This window comes from uncultured Bacteroides sp. (assembly GCF_947632445.1).
Classification (GTDB): Bacteria; Bacteroidota; Bacteroidia; order Bacteroidales; family Bacteroidaceae; genus Bacteroides.
The window spans coordinates 1-15,491 of the sequence record NZ_CANRPM010000009.1 but is presented as its reverse complement, the minus strand read 5'-3'; the positions used below and the strand labels follow the sequence as shown (position 1 = coordinate 15,491).

Genomic DNA, 15,491 nt, shown 5'->3' with positions numbered 1-15,491 from the left:
ATTTATTAAAGAATTATTATATGACAAAGAAAGAACACACTACGATTACAGAGTTATTTCAAGTTTTGGACTTGTTGGAAAGCCTGGACATGCAGTTTTGGTTGGATGGAGGCTGGGGAGTGGATGTCTTGTACGGACAGCAAACCCGCTTGCATAGAGATATTGACATTGATTTTGATGCCAATTATACAGACCAACTCCTTGATCTTTTGCAGGAGAGAGGATATCAAATTGAAACAAATTGGTTGCCCACCCGTATGGAACTGTATAGCAAAGAATTAGGCTATATTGATATCCATCCTTTTGTCTTGAATGCGGACGGCACTTCCAAACAAGCCGACTTGGATGGAGGCTGGTATGAATTTCAACCGGACTATTTTGGAACAGCAGTCTTTGAAGGCAGAAGCATCCCTTGCATTTCTGCAAAAGGGCAACAAGTATTCCATTCGGGCTACGATTTAAGAGAGAAGGATATTCACGATTTATCTATAATTAAACAATGTATAACAACAATGAGCCTAACAATTAGATAAGAACAAGAAAATGACAGAAAAACAAATTGTCTGGTATATCTTACTTACAGAAGTAAAGATAGACAGTGACACCCAGTCTGTCACATCCCTGAGTGTAGCTCCATTGGCAGTCTTGCCGGAATTCCAGCGTAAGGGAATTGGGGGGGGGATGTTGATTCAGTAAGCCCATCAGAGGGCAGCACTTTTGGGTTACGGCACAGCAGTCGTATTGGGGCATAAAGAGTATTATCCTCGATTTGGCTATCGCAAGGCTATCGATTTAGGAATTGAATTTCCTTTCGAAGTCTCTCATGAATATTGCATGGTGGCTGAATTAATACCTGGAGCTACTGAGAATGTGAAAGGTATGGTTTGTTATCCAACTGACTTTAAATAGTTTAACAAGTAAAATTCATTATATAACTCGGACTGGGTATTTCAATTTCCCAGTCCGTATTCTGATAGTACTTATTCAATTGGAAGATTGTGTTGCTTCAAGAATGAAAGTTTATCCCAATACCCTCTTTGAAAGACGATTTTGTTATCTTTTACATGAAAAAATCCGCATCCACGAAGTCCAAGAGAGTCTTTCCATTCCATGATAGCCCATTCGCCATCTTCAAAAATATTTTCCACCATACAAACCATTTTAGCAGTGGCAAATTCATTCACAAACATTTTGTAGATTGATTCTTTACCTATTATTGGTTCGTTTGCGACTTGATGATTTACTGCATTAGTAGCATACAGCTCTGCTATATGATAAGCATCTGCTTTGTTAAAGCAATCTATCCATTTTTCCAAAACTTCTTTAGGCTTCATTTTTTATAAATTCTTAGGATTTTGATTCTGTAATAAAAACAATCTGTTTGGATGCATAGATACTTGATTTTATTAATAATAGGCTATTCTATATTCTAAATCCTCTGGATTTTTGCTCTCTCTGCACCGAGTTACGTAGATTCTGCTGTAACTTTTCCCATTGTTCCTTAAACCATTGTACTATGGGTTGTCGGTTTATGGTCAGCATAAGCTTACCACTATCCATCGGATGTTTCTCAACCCTAAAAATATCATTCTTGATGTCAAATTTCCACCTGTGTTCTTCGGAATAAATTTTGCCACTACATTGTATGGATTCTTTCTTTGTCAAGAGGTTTTCTATCATGTCTTTGGTAAACCCGATAACAGCGCATAATTTTTCCATTCTCAACATCTCTTTGAACATGGGAAACCATTTGTGGGCTTTTTCAAGCAAGGTGCTCAATCGTGATATTTCCTTGTCTTTGGCTTCAAGTTCTTGATTATGTATTCTTTGAAGATTACGAATTTGTCTGCTATGCTGTTCCTGTATTTGTTGTATCTGAATTTTTAATTCATCAGTAGCTTTGTCCCGTTTGGTAATTTCCTGATGTAGCTGCTCGATGTGATGTTCCAGTTCTTTCAGCTTACCGCTTCCGAAAAGAGAACCTACACCGCTTGCTATGGCGGTAGCAGCATTGGTGGCTGTTTTCTTTAGTTTGTCCGTGCGTATCTCTGCTTTTACCTGTTTGAGTTCCTGTTCGGCAAGGCTTACTTGTTGTTCCTTGTGTCGCTTGGTTTCCTCTATACGTTGCAGTTCGGCTTTCTGCTTCTCAATGATGAAATCATTTCGTTCCAGATGCTCTTTACCTGTGACAGCTTTTGCCTGTCCACGTTCCATCAGGAGAATATCGGAAGCAAGGGTCTGCATGGTTGCCATATCCTCGTCATTGAGCTTTCGGCTCTTTCCAGTTTCATGGTTCATCCAGTCGAATACGACATGAGCATGATAATTTGGTTTGAACCATCTGTTACCGACTTGGAAGCTCTCCTTGTCTTCTGCTTCCGGCTGACCGTTCAGCCAATGCCCTTCGTCTTTATGCAGGAAAATCTGTAGCGGAGTGATGCCCCAGCGTCTTTGGCACTCTTCACCGAATTTGCGTACATCAGCCAGTGTGGTGTCCGGTCTGATAAGCAATACTCCTTCACGGATGGGTGAGCATCCCGCCACCTTGATAATCTTTCCATTCTTTCCCTTGCGTTCCCTTTCCTTTTCCTGCATGGCACGTCCGGTCTTTTCCTTGACCATTTGCTTGATATTGTCATAATGAGTTCGCAGTTCGGGAGTGCCGAAGTCGGGATTTATCCACTGTTCGTTATCGGTGGAAAGTTCGGGAACGACATAGATTCTGGACTCCCCGATATTACGCATATACTCGGCAGTCCTTCGGTTGTGTGCCTCGCTCGATGCGATGTTGCAAGGCTTGATATGTATGCTTGATTTTGTTGCCATAGCTTCTTTCCTTTGTTTACAATTGATTTACTTTGCTCGCTTTCGCAGAGGGGTTCTTAGGGGTAACCCATAAGCGGAGATTGCAAAGAGAGGGTCACTCTTTGCTCGGGGTTCTCAGGGGTGAAACGCCCTGAGTGGGTCATTAGGGCAAAGCCCTAATCCCCTCGGGAGAGCCCACAACTACGAAAGCGAAGCGTGTAGTTATAGTGGGCTATAACTGGAAGCCGTTCTTCTTTTCCGGTGATTGGCTGCGCACCCCTTTGGCGGACTGGAGCTGCCTTTTTCTTTCAATCTGTTTCTGTAAGTATTCGTTCAAGTCCTTGCATCCTCTGTAAATCTGCGAAGCGTCCCGGAGGTACCGCTCTCTGCCGTATTCCATGCGGATTTGCCGGAGTGCTTCCAGTCCTGCATGGTCGTTGTCGAAAAAGCAGTGGATGCGTTCGTAATTGCCCAACGGATAGAGAGCCTTGTTTACATTCGATACGGAGTTCAATACAATGTAGTCCTGCCCGTCCAATTCCGGATAATTTGGGCAGCTCTCTTGTCTCAATGTCAAAAAGGAGAGGTAGTCCATAAATCCCTCGAACACATAACAGGTATTCCTCGCTTTTCCCGACTGCCTGATGTGGGAGATTTCCTTTGGGGCGATGCAGCCCTTGAAATAGCGGTTGCGGATTTCATATCCACACGAACCATTGGGAAAGGCGATGGCAAAGTACCGCTTGCCGTTGTGAGTGAAACGTGCTTCACTACATTCTCTTTTCGCCAGTTTTATGTTAATTCCTCTACCTTGTAAGTAGGCAAGCAGGGCAGTAGATGACAGCGGAACAATCTCCAACTGTTGGAAGCTCGGCTCGGAAGAGTTTTGCTTTCCAAAAGAGAAAGATACCGGGCGCACGTGCGGTGTCTGCTCTGCTATCCGTTTCAAGATGTAAGGTACATGGTCGGTAGCGTACAGGTGTGCAGCCAGTTCTATGATACCACCACCTTTACCCAAACCGAAGTCATACCATTGTTCACGTTCGGTATTTACCTTGAACGAGGCTTCGGCTTCTTCCCTTAACGGTGATTTATACCACAGATTGACACCTTGTTGCTTGACGGGAGAATATCCTAAACTATGCAGATAATCCGCTATTCTGATTTGCTTGGCTGTCTGTATATCCATAAAATGATTGTTTTAGTAGTTGGTGAATTGGTTTATTTTTCTTTTTGCCCGTACCTTTTTAGGAAGTACGGTCTATAATCACTTCACTAAATTCTCGTATATATAGGATACGGTAATAAAGTGAAGTGATTTAGTCCCATTCCCCAAGCACTTCACTATATTCCTAATATATACACCCCGAGAATAAAGTGAAGTGATTGCAGGGAAATGGGCTAATAGTGGAAGTCAGGCATGAATGTGTATTTTCTGCCTGTCTCCTGCACTATCATCCGTTTGTTGCGGAGCATGGTGATGAGCGATACCGCCTTTTTATGGTTCAGCTTTACACCCACTGACATATAGGTCTTGATTAAGGCATCTTCCAGTTCCTTGTAGCCGTATTCCTCTTTCAGCCCGAAAACGGCTTCCAATGCGATACGGTGCTGCTGCTCGGTGATATGCCTGTAAGGGTCGAACTTCTCTTCTTCGGGTCTTCCCGGCTTCTTTGTTTCAGGTTTGTATCCCTCAATGAGTTCGGGAAGGGCTTTGTCGTTGATACGGAATGCGAAAGGCTCAAAGTCCATTGCCCGGATGTGAATGGCTGAAACATGGCTGATGTCACCGTTGCCCTTGTCCTTTTCTACCTGCAATACGGTTTCCGCCTTGTTGTTCAACTCCGTACCAATGTGCCCTCTTGCGTTCTCATCCCCTTTGTTCTGATGCAGTATCGTATGGATATGTATCTGCCTGTCGTCCGTCCACTGCATCAGCTTGGATATGATGCGTGTTGATTCACTGGGGCTGTTGATGTCATACACCATATCCCGTATGCCGTCTATAATTACAAGACCGATTTCGGGTGTATTGTAAATAGCCTGTTCCACAATCCTGATACGCTGCTCAGGCGTGTATTTTCTTAAGGCAAGAAATTCAAGATTCTCATTGTCCCTATCATCTGGCAAACCAGCCATTCGCAAAATGCGCGTCATGACTTTCAGACAATGGTAAGGGCTTTGCTCTGTATCAACATAAAGCACTTTCCGCTTATCTTCAGGCAGTTCAGCCACATACCGCAGCACTGTGCCGTTCTTCAATGCAGCGGCTACGATAGCCGATACATTGAACGTTTTTTTACTTTTGGCTTTGCCGATGGATGCGCTGAAATTACCCAATGTCCCAATGACAGAATCATGTACTTTAAGGATTTCAGGTGCTTTCTCATAACTTTTCGACAGGCTCAAACGTGAGGCTTGCCAAAGGATTATGGCTTCTTCAGCCGATATTTCCTTAGTCTCTTTCATATAGTCCATAGCCATGCCTCCCGTTATTTCCGTCCTCCTGTTTTCTTTCCAGCCAGTTCAAGGGCAAGCTCAACATCCACGATAATCTTACGTCCTATCTGAGTGATTGCCTTGTCAATCTTTCCGCTTTTCTTGATACGGTTGGCGGTGGGTAGGCTGCACCCGAACAGTTTGGCTATGCCCAGTATTCCGTACACATATTTTCTTTCTGTGTCTGTAATGGGCTGTGGCTGCGTTTCCGTTTGACGGGAAGCGTGCTTACTTAGGAATATGAACTCTTCACCTGTCATCTGCCAGACGGGTTTTGATAATAATTCTTGAAGATTTTTCATCGTTCAATCTATTTAGTCGTTTAACAATCAGCCCTGCGCACTGGCTGTTATCTCTGTTCTCGAACGATGCAAAATTAGGTAGGGTTGTAAGTGGTAAGGATGTGGTTGATATAAATGGAATATCTTGTTATTTATCTGAATATCAGATAATAAAAATACCACTCAAAAATTTAATTTGAGTGGTAAAAGTGGTTGTTTCGTAAAATGTCAGGGCATATCACAGATTATCGGAATATACCATCCATTTCTTTGGCAAATTTCCGGTTGCTGTCACTGGGGAAATCGGAAACAGGCTCTTTGTACTTTGACTTGTAGTAGCTTTCCTCAATATCCAATATTTTCAGGATATTCCTCTTCCAATTCTCCCTGTCCTGTTTGGGCAGTTTTTCGCTCATCAGGAATATCAGATAGCAGGTACGTATTTTTTCTCTCGGTCTGATTTGGGGTTTGGTGTCGCTTGGTAGCAGGTTCATGCAGGTATAGAAATCATGTTCGGAAATATTCTCGAACTGTTCTCCCACGCAGGTTACATGAATGAGCGAAAGCAGTTCCATATTGAAATACTCAGTCTGTTTCGTTCCCAGCACTTCTTCCTGTATGTTGGGGGCATTTGGTTCTTGTTCGGCTGGCTCTTCCGGCTCGTTTGTTTCATCAAATACATATTTCGCCAATGTCTCTTTGAGGTGGCAGCCCAGCCGATAGATTTCATTGAAACGGCTTTTTGCATATTGCAGGGCTTTCTCTCTGGTCTGTTTTTGCAGATCGTAGAGTTCGGTCAGCTTGTATTTTTTCTCCTCGTATTCATCTTTGCACCGTTCATATTCCATTTCCGCACGCTTTTCATCCTCTGCAGTGTGTTCCCGATAACCTATGGAATCGTATCGGTGGTATGCTTCGTTTAGCGGAGCATGGAGCTTGGTCGTCTTGTATTGCTGTTCTTCTATGGCTTCTTTATAGATTTCTGAAACTCGGAAGCAGATATTGTAAACGGTCTGTTCATCCGGCATACATCCTTTCTTGTAATAACTTATGTTTTCGCATACTTCCTTTTTCAGGCTATTCAGAATCAGTGTGTATTGCTCCTGTGGAAGATGAAACACCAGTTCAAGAATGGCTGTTTCAAGAACCGTTACATCATTGTAGTCCAGATAGAACTTGGTAATGAATTTCTGCTTTTCAAAAGAGAAACCTTTATTATCAAACCAGTCTTTATATATTCTGTTCAATTCTCCGTATCGGGGAATCAGCGTTGTAATTACATCTTTCATGGACGCAACTATTTTTGAGTGTTATTGTCTTTGTCAAGGAAAGAGGCCAGTTCTTCTTCCACTTCTTCCACGCTGGGCAACGCTGATTTCAGTTTCTCGGGAATCGCTTTGCTCAATTGGTAATCGCTGATGCCGATGGGCTGGTCATAGCCTGTCAATGCGTATTGTGCCACAACTTCGTCTTTTCCCTTGCATAGCAACAACCCGATAGTCTTGTTGTCATTCTCTCCCCTCAGTTTATCATCCACCACATTGATGTAGAAGTTCAGTTGTCCTGCATACTCCGGTTTGAATGGGGTAGCCTTTAATTCTACCACGATATATGCGTGCAACGGAATGGAATATAGAATCAGGTCGGCAAAGAAATCGCTGTTTCCGACTTGGAAGTGCTTCTGCCGGGCAACGAAGGCAAAACCGTTGCCCATTTCCAACAGGTAGCGGGTAACGTGTTTCACCAGCTGTTCTTCAATATCCCTTTCGTCTGCTTTTTCTTTGGCTCCTGCCAAATCAAAGATGTACGGGTCTTTGAGTAGGTAATTGGCAAGGTCGCTTTGTGGAGCCGGAAGTGTGGTCGTGAAATTGTTTACCTTGTTGTTGCTGATTTGTCGGCTATACAAATCACTGTCAATTTGCATTTTCAATACATTGCTGCTCCATCCCATTTCCACAGACTGCTTCATGTACCAGTAGCTTAGACCTAAAGGTAGCGAACTGTCAAGTATAGTCATTTGGCTTGTCCAGTTTATTTTGGCTATAGGAGAGGTCAAGAAAACTTCTTCTATTTCCCTGATTCCCATCCTGTAAATGGCAGACACGGTTTTTCCCACATCTTCAAATTGCGCAGGAACTTCCTGCGTAATTGCTAATGATTGACAATCAATCGATTGCATTTGCGCAGTAAGTTCCTGCGTAAATTGCTTGTCATTCAGTTTTAATACTTCATTGGTCACACTCTGTATGGTTGGGACAGACAGGCTTGCATCTGTTTCTATGAAACTTTGCAACGCTCTTAAAGGATATGCTTTTGCAAACTGGCACATATAGGTAAGGTTACGTTCCGAATAGCCTTTCTTTTCAGGGTAATGCAGTCGGATAGCCTTTGCCAACTGCTTGATGATTTTGCTTCCCCATCCGTGCAGCTGCTGGTGATAAAGGATGTAATTGCCTATCTTCCAGTAATGGAACAGCATTTGTGCATTGGCTGCAACAATCAGCCTTACTTGTGCCTGTTCTATTTCCGAACCGACCGCTTGTATGAATGCATCAAAATTCGTTTTCTCTATGTTGGATTCCTTGTTGCTCATATTGTGATGATAATTTCTACAAATATAGTCATTGGTAACTATCTATGAAACTGTTTGATACTTTTATAGTTGATTAAACTTGTTCATGGCATTTGCCTTAATATCATCCGCTATGTCAATGTAGGGTTTCATAGCTTTGTAGTCGCTGTGTCCCGTCCATTTCATGACCACCTGTGCCGGGATTCCGAGAGCCAGCGCATTGCAGATGAATGTCCTTCTTCCTGCATGGGTACTGAGCAAAGCGTATTTGGGTGTGACTTCATCAATACGTTCATTTCCCTTGTAGTAGGTTTCCCGTACAGGCTCGTTGATTTCTGCCAGTTCGCCCAGCTCTTTCAGGTAATCGTTCATCTTCTGGTTGCTGATGACGGGCAGAGCCATGTAATTCTCGAAATGGATGTCCTTGTATTTGTCCAGTATGGCTTTGCTGTATTTGTTCAGTTCAATCGTCAGGCTGTCGGCAGTCTTGACTGTGGTTATTTCGATGTGGTCGGACTTCACATCGCTTCTTTTCAGATTGCGAACATCCGAATACCGCAAACTCGTAAAGCAGCAGAACAGGAAAACATCACGCACACGTTCCAGGTATTGCTTATCCTTGGGTATCTGGTAGTCTTTCAGCTTGTTCAGTTCATCCCAAGTCAGGAAGATTACTTTTTTCGAGGTGGTTTTCAGTTTCGGTTTGAACGTATCGTATGCAATGTTCTGATGATGTCCTTTCTTGAAGCTCCAGCGCAGGAACCATTTGAGGAATCCCATTTGCTTGCCGATGGTGCTGTTTCTCATATCCTTGGTGTCACGCAGGAAGTTGACGTATTCGTTCAATCCAAACTCGTTGAAATAGTTGAACGTTGCATCCTCCTTGAACTCTTTGAGGTGGTTCCTCACTGCTGCAAATTTTTCATAGGTGGATGCCGTCCAGTTATTCTGGTTACCGCACTCTTTTACAAACTCATCGAACACCTCCCAAAAGCTGACAGGGGCTTCTTCCGGCTGTTCTTCGCTGGTGTCTTTCATTCTCATGTTGAAAGCTTCCTTCAACTGTTGGGTCGTTGGCATGACCTCCTGCACCTCAAATTCCTTGAAAATATTCTGGATTTCGGCATAGTATTTCAGCAAGTCCGTATTGATTTCGGCTGCACTTTGCTTTAGCTTGTTGGTACATCCGTTCTTTACCCGCTGCTTATCTGCATCCCATTTGGCTACGTCAATCCGGTAGCCCGTTGTAAACTCGATGCGTTGGCTGGCAAAGATGACACGCATACGGATGGGTACGTTCTCTACGATTGGCACACCGTTCTTTTTCCGGCTCTCCAATGCAAAAATGATGTTGCGCTTGATATTCATAATTGGGTGCGTTTGAAATTCTACACCCAAATATACACCCAATTATTGAGATAGCAAAAGACATTTAGAAACATTTACTTTTACTCTATATTGTAATTTACACTTGATTATCAGTCGTTTGCAGTTTTATGATATTCTGTGAAAGTATAAGTTCGAGAGCCTCTCTTTCCGCAGAAAAGGATGTAAGTCTGATTACAAGATTTGCATCCTTTTTCTCTTCATAAAATCATACGCTAAGATTTCATTACGGACCATGCCGCTTTGTGCAATGGCATTACCCACTTCTTCCCTTTTATACTAAACCACGCGTAAGCATTCCTTGTGGCGATATACCATATTGTTTCTTAAAAGCAGCAATAAAGTGGGTACGGTTAATAAATCCAACTTCAAGACAAACGTCCGATACAGTTTTACCTCCTTTTTTCAAAAGATAATATGCCTTTTCTAATCTCTTTGAAGTAAGCCAGCGTTGTGGTGTTATATCGTTTACCTTGGAAAAGTCGCGCTTGAACGTAGCAAGGCTTCTCCCAGAATAACTTGCGAACTCACCGAGCGTAAGATGCAGCATATAATTCTCCTCCATGAACTCCATCAGGTCAATTTTCCACGGCTCGTTGAAGTCGAAAAGCGTAGGATAAAACCGTTCATTCATATGGAGTAAAATCTCGATAGTCTCACGCATCTTGCCGATAAGGAAGACTTCATCGGGTTTTATTGAAGTATCTTTGATAAAAGGCATCAGCGTTTGGAACATAGCATCGAACTCCGGCGACTGTTCCAACCGAATAGCTGCACAATGCAGTCGTTTCGGGCGTTCGGGCAAAACGGATTTGTCCATATTGCTGAAATAATGTTTCAGGAACGAACGTTCGAGGCGCACGGAAATGGCAGCGTATGGCTCATTGCCTATAGTCCGCTTCGTAAGTTTTACACGTTGATTTCGTTTGACAAAGACACTCTCGCCAGCCTGCACACGAGTAGTTGTTTCACCATCCTCCACAATGATTTCGCCCGACACGACATAGGTCACGACGTGTACGGGTATCTTGTGTTCATAGAGCGTGTCGTAGGGTGCAAGGAAGCCAAATACGACATCGGAATAACGATAGAGGATAGGATTTGCCATAGTTTCAGCGTGTTGCTATTTTATTCAACCAATTATCTACTTCTTCCTTCCAATTGCCCATATTGTCTGGGGTGTTGGTTTTTGTGTCCACCTGATAGCGGTTGTAAATGGAAAATCCATCAAGTACATTGGCATCAGGGCAGAGTTTCTTTACGTCTTGCAATTTCTTGCCACTCGTACCGTTGGTCATGAATGGGATAACCGTCTTTCCCTTGAAAGAATGCTGGTGCAGGAAGCTGCGCAACGGATTGGATATATTGCCCCACCAGCACGGTGTTCCCACGAAGATAATATCATAGTCGGTAATGTCTAACAATGTAGGATTCAGTTCAGGTTCGTATGCCTTTCCCTGTTTGCCTACTACCGCTACACAAGAGTCATAGTCGGTAGGATAAGGTTTGACGGCTTGAATTTGATGTACATCCGCACCCAGCTTTTGTGCTATATAGTCGCCTACAGCTTTTGTATTTCCACCCCAAGAATAGTAGGCAACCAATATATTCTTCTTTTTTATTTCTATCTTGCCTTCTTGCTTATTGCTGCAAGAAATCATACCGAATAGTACCATAATCAGAATAATAAGTTTGTTCATAATTTATATTTTCTGCATTTCTCGGTGCAGTGCCCAATTCCTGATAACTCCAGTTCTCGCAATTTTCTTGTCTTCATCTTCCGGTTTCTTCTATTTTAAGTTTTTACCCAATTCGTATGCCAGCTGCGGATAGGGCGAAGCTGTGTCAGTCACAACAAAGCCGGCGGCGTGCAGTTCTCCTGCATCCTCCCATCGGTGAAATGATAGGATTTGACAGTACATACCGATAGTCGGTTCTGCCACTTCTGTCGTGCTTTGTCCCATCGTGGTAATCAACACCGCTTTCTTGCCGTAAATCTTTGCCGGGTCGGCATTTTTGCCATTGAACGGGCCATAGAAACGGTCGATAACGGCTTTCAGTTGGGCAGAGGCTGCAAAGTAGTAAATCGGGGTGATGAATACCACTACATCCGCTTCCAGCAAGTGTGGAACGACCTGTTCGAAATCATCTTTTTGCACACAATCGCCGTGTTTGAAGCAATGGTTGCAAGCCATGCAGCCACCTACCTTGTGATGAGCACAATCGAATACAAATACATCATGTCCAGCTTCCATCGCACCTTTCACAAATTGTTCCGCCAAATAATTGGAGTTCCCGCGCTTACGAGGACTTCCTGTCAATACCAATACTTTCATATTATCAGTTATGCAATTTTCTGCTTGCAAAGTTATAACTGATAACAATTTATAGTGTCGTTTTACGGCTCAATGTTTGTAACCAATTTTGCCAAATGAATGTTGAGTTGTGAAGCAATAATGTAGATTATATATAGATATACTTGCCCCCCCCCTTGCACTAACCACAGAAGATTTATTTTCAATGATTTGCGTATTTCAAAAGAAAGGCATATCTTTGAACCCAAGAGTTAGGCAGACAAACAGCGGTCAAAGTGGACATGCCAACAGACTGGAAACCGCTATTGTTTCGTTGCCTATTTGATTTCTTGAAATATAAGATATTGTAGCATAGGCGACTAGTACTATAGGTTCAAAAACCTGCCTTCCCGCTGAAAGAATGTAAGTCTGATTACAAGATTTGCATCCTTTTCTCTTCATAAAATCATACGCCATGAAATCGCCGTTCTGACGGCTATCATGGACAAACAAAACGTTGATTGTTTATTTATGATACAGATCCGAAAGACTCAAATAGAAGATATAGACCTCCTGATGGACATCTTTGAACAGGGTAAACGCATCATGCGGAAAAACGGTAACCTAAAACAATGGACCGGGAACTATCCCGACCGAGATTTGATCAAGAAAGATATTGAAGCCGGTCACAGTTGTGTCTGTCTGGACGAAAAGGGAAATATCATCGGCACCTTTACCTTCATCCCTGGCAAAGATCCTACCTATGCCCGCATCTACGAAGGACAATGGTTGGACGACGAACGTCCCTATGCTACCATCCACAGACTGGCCAGTACGGAAGACAGTCACGGTGTAGCCGCCGCCTGTATAGAGTGGTGCTACACCCGGATACAGAACCTGCGGGCAGACACTCATCGCGACAACCTCATCCTGCAACACATCCTGCAAAAACACGGTTTCCGTTACTGCGGCATCATCTACCTGATGAACGGCGAAGAACGGTTGGCATACCAGAAGATGAAAGACTGTGTATCTCTCACTTATGGAAATTGAGAAGAAATGGACTCCGCCTATTCATAACCGGAGCTTAATTATGAACCGATTCATGCATATTTTTGAAAACAGAATCCAGATATAAGAAGAAACTTACAACTGAATCCTGTTTCCATTTACACAAAATTTTGGACAGTATCGCTATTTGCCGTCCCAGCGACTGGGGATCTTTTCAAAGATAGCTTTAATACGTTTCATGTCGAGTTTAGGAGTACGATTGTAGTAATATACACCATTCTTTTCTTGCTCCACATCAGTCAGCTGTGTATAGCAGAATCCCCATACATGAGGAGAGGCCAACAATGCATCAATCTGTCCTTCCAACCGTTTGTAGAAATCTTCTTCATTTGCGAGCATTCTACCGTATCCCCAGGAGTCTTTGCGGTCTTTCTCTGCCATCCAGCCTATCCCTCCAAATTCGTCCAATATGTAAGGCTGTCCTTCATATACGGCAAGGTGTGTTTTGTTACGGCTGTTACGGTAGGGCTCTTTCCCTTCCTCAAACTTCAGTTGCTCGGCCAGTTTCTTACCGTCTTGTTCGTAGTTGTGTACACTCCAGATGTCGGTGATTACGTGACTATCTCCACTGGCATCGTTTATCGGTCGGGTAGGATCGAATCCTTTTGTCATGTGATATACATCGGCCACCAGACGGATATAAGCATAGGCTCCGCCGCTCCATGTCTCGTTGAAAGGAGTCCACGTCACTAATGAGGGATGATTGCGGTCGCGTAGCACTATTTCAGACCATTCTCCAATGAAGTTGCGTGCAGCCAGTTCATCATTTACATCCAATCCCCAGCTTGCCGATTCTCCCCAAGTGATATATCCCAATTTGTCTGCCCAATAGTAATATCTCTCATCGAATACTTTCTGATGCAGACGTGCACCATTGAAACCGGCTTCTTTTCCTAACACAATATCGTTTTTCAACGCTTCATCGCTTGGTGCAGTCCAGATTCCGTCTGGATAATATCCCTGATCCAGTACCAGACGCTGGTAATATGGTTCGTTGTTAAGGTAGAAGATTCCGTTGGCGATATGTACTTTACGCATTCCTACATAGGATTTCACTTCATCTATCACATTCCCTTCTGAGTCCTTTACACGATAGATTACATCGTACAGATTCGGAGTTTCCGGCGTCCACAATTTCATATTTTTCATTGGCAGTACGATGACAGATCCGTTGCAACTGCTGACCTCTTTCTTTGCCACTGTTTTCTTACCGTCCAATACGGTGACTTCCAGTGTTCCTTCATTTGATTCTTTATAGAATTCCGGCATCACTACCAGTTGGTTTTGGTCAATGTCAGGGCGTGCAAATATGCTTTTCAGCCCATTGGGAGATACTGCCTCCATCCATACAGTTCGCCAGATACCTGTCACACGTGTATATGAACATCCACCCGAGTAGAAGTTGGGACATTGTTTTCCACCTGTCTGTTTCCCTGAACGGAGATCGTCTTTGACGAAAACTACCAGATTGTGTATATTCCCCGGTTTTGCATAGCGGGTCAGATCAATAGAGAAAGAAGATCTGCCTCCGAAATGGCGTGCTATAAAGTTACCGTCAATAAAGATTTCGGCACAATAATCCACTGCCCCGAAGTTCAGTAAAATCTTTTTGCCTTCCCATTCCGAAGGAATAGATAAAGAACGCTGATACCACATCTGATTGATAAAGTCTGTGTGGGCTACTCCAGACAGTTTGCTTTCCGGGCAGAAAGGCACTACAATGTTATTTGCAAACTTCTCTGCTTTTTGCAGGTTTCTGTCTTTACCAGAGTTCCCAAAGTCGAACTCATACGTCCATGTTCCATTCAGATTTATCCATTCGGAACGTTCGAACTGTGGTCTGGGGTATTCCGGGCGTGGAATATCTTCCGAAGACGCATTCCATACATTCATTAAGGCTGCTAAAGCCGCTACAATGATTTTTTTCATGGTTTTTGTTTATTAAAGATTAAGCTATATTGCTGTTCACATCTCAGTGAACAAGTTTGTTTGCTTTACATATTTTGTTGCTGTCTATTCTATTTTATAACTCTTTTTATTCTTTGTGTCATTCGATTCTTACCACTTCTCCCAAAGCCGGAATTTTTACCCGTATATTCCCCTTTTTTCTTGCTTCTGCAGCAAACACGGTAGAAGGATCGTGCAGAGGTTTATCCGATAAATCAAACATTCCGTAGTGCATTGGGATAGTAATGTCAGCTCTCATTTCTGCAGCTGCTGTTAGTGATTTATAAGGCGATATTATGGTTGGGGCGCATATAAACCAACATGAATTGTCTGTCGCCACAACCAACCATAAAGAAACAGCCCGATAATAATAGGACCGATACAAATTTTAGTTTCATGCTTGCTAATTAACGGCCATTAATATTCATCCTCGTTGAAGAAAAGATTAACAATTCTCTTTCAATTAGTTAGTTATTACTATCAAACTTTTGGGGACAACTATTTCACCATGAAACACGATAAAAAGCGGTCAATCTTCCCCAAAGCCTGTTTATTATCACTTTTTCCTGACTTCGTCAACGTGTCACCCAAAAATCGTCAGAGAACAGAGGTGCGATGCGTTGATGACGTTTCATG

The 15,491-nt window shown here is 43.0% G+C and carries 14 protein-coding genes and 1 pseudogene; 2 read left to right on the top strand and 13 right to left on the bottom strand.

The window, feature by feature from the left end; translation table 11 throughout:
- Positions 1-20 precede the first annotated feature (20 nt).
- Positions 21-533, top strand: coding sequence for a lincosamide nucleotidyltransferase Lnu(AN2) (gene lnu(AN2), locus Q0Z70_RS03280; RefSeq protein WP_009038171.1), 513 nt, complete (start codon positions 21-23; stop codon positions 531-533).
- 447 nt (positions 534-980) lie between these two features.
- Here the strand turns inward: lnu(AN2) and Q0Z70_RS03275 are convergent, their stop codons facing one another.
- From Q0Z70_RS03275 to Q0Z70_RS03225, 11 genes are all read right to left on the bottom strand, one after another.
- Positions 981-1,334, bottom strand: a complete 354-nt coding sequence (locus Q0Z70_RS03275; protein WP_004308780.1) for an ester cyclase — start codon at positions 1,332-1,334, stop codon at positions 981-983.
- Between the two features lie 88 nt (positions 1,335-1,422).
- Positions 1,423-2,826 carry a hypothetical protein gene (locus Q0Z70_RS03270; RefSeq protein ID WP_004308779.1) on the bottom strand — a complete coding sequence of 468 codons (1,404 nt, stop codon included), beginning with the start codon at positions 2,824-2,826 and terminating at the stop codon, positions 1,423-1,425.
- A 211-nt stretch (positions 2,827-3,037) separates the two neighbouring features.
- The gene (locus Q0Z70_RS03265) at positions 3,038-3,994 is read right to left on the bottom strand and encodes a toprim domain-containing protein (RefSeq protein WP_025077123.1); all 957 of its coding nucleotides are present in this window, start codon (positions 3,992-3,994) and stop codon (positions 3,038-3,040) included.
- Between the two features lie 212 nt (positions 3,995-4,206).
- A complete protein-coding gene (locus Q0Z70_RS03260; protein WP_008766855.1) occupies positions 4,207-5,283 on the bottom strand; it encodes an AAA family ATPase in 1,077 nt (358 codons plus the stop codon).
- 14 nt (positions 5,284-5,297) lie between these two features.
- Positions 5,298-5,606, bottom strand: coding sequence for a DUF3853 family protein (locus Q0Z70_RS03255; protein WP_004308776.1), 309 nt, complete (start codon positions 5,604-5,606; stop codon positions 5,298-5,300).
- 224 nt (positions 5,607-5,830) lie between these two features.
- Positions 5,831-6,874, bottom strand: coding sequence for a hypothetical protein (locus Q0Z70_RS03250; protein WP_298072609.1), 1,044 nt, complete (start codon positions 6,872-6,874; stop codon positions 5,831-5,833).
- 8 nt (positions 6,875-6,882) lie between these two features.
- A complete protein-coding gene (locus tag Q0Z70_RS03245) occupies positions 6,883-8,178 on the bottom strand; it encodes a PDDEXK nuclease domain-containing protein (RefSeq protein WP_032582750.1) in 1,296 nt (431 codons plus the stop codon).
- A gap of 63 nt (positions 8,179-8,241) precedes the next feature.
- Positions 8,242-9,525 (bottom strand): site-specific integrase, encoded by a 1,284-nt coding sequence (locus Q0Z70_RS03240; RefSeq protein WP_004308773.1) that lies wholly within the window; start codon positions 9,523-9,525, stop codon positions 8,242-8,244.
- A 292-nt stretch (positions 9,526-9,817) separates the two neighbouring features.
- Entirely contained in the window at positions 9,818-10,651 is an 834-nt protein-coding gene (locus tag Q0Z70_RS03235) for a helix-turn-helix domain-containing protein (RefSeq protein ID WP_298072605.1), read from the bottom strand.
- Between the two features lie 4 nt (positions 10,652-10,655).
- Positions 10,656-11,243: a flavodoxin gene (locus Q0Z70_RS03230; protein WP_298072603.1), complete on the bottom strand. Its 588-nt coding sequence runs from the start codon at positions 11,241-11,243 to the stop codon at positions 10,656-10,658.
- Positions 11,244-11,333: 90 nt separating this feature from the next.
- Positions 11,334-11,879 (bottom strand): flavodoxin family protein, encoded by a 546-nt coding sequence (locus tag Q0Z70_RS03225; RefSeq protein WP_298072601.1) that lies wholly within the window; start codon positions 11,877-11,879, stop codon positions 11,334-11,336.
- 489 nt (positions 11,880-12,368) lie between these two features.
- Between Q0Z70_RS03225 and Q0Z70_RS03220 the strand changes: the two genes are divergently transcribed.
- On the top strand, positions 12,369-12,890 hold the full coding sequence (locus Q0Z70_RS03220) for a GNAT family N-acetyltransferase (protein WP_298072598.1): 522 nt from the start codon (positions 12,369-12,371) through the stop codon (positions 12,888-12,890).
- A gap of 141 nt (positions 12,891-13,031) precedes the next feature.
- Here Q0Z70_RS03220 and Q0Z70_RS03215 read toward each other — a convergent pair whose 3' ends face one another.
- Both Q0Z70_RS03215 and Q0Z70_RS03210 read right to left on the bottom strand, forming a co-directional pair.
- Entirely contained in the window at positions 13,032-14,837 is a 1,806-nt protein-coding gene (locus tag Q0Z70_RS03215) for a sugar-binding domain-containing protein (RefSeq protein ID WP_298072596.1), read from the bottom strand.
- Between the two features lie 118 nt (positions 14,838-14,955).
- A pseudogene (locus Q0Z70_RS03210) lies at positions 14,956-15,169 on the bottom strand (hypothetical protein); the annotation flags it as partial.
- Between the last annotated feature and the right edge of the window lie 322 nt (positions 15,170-15,491).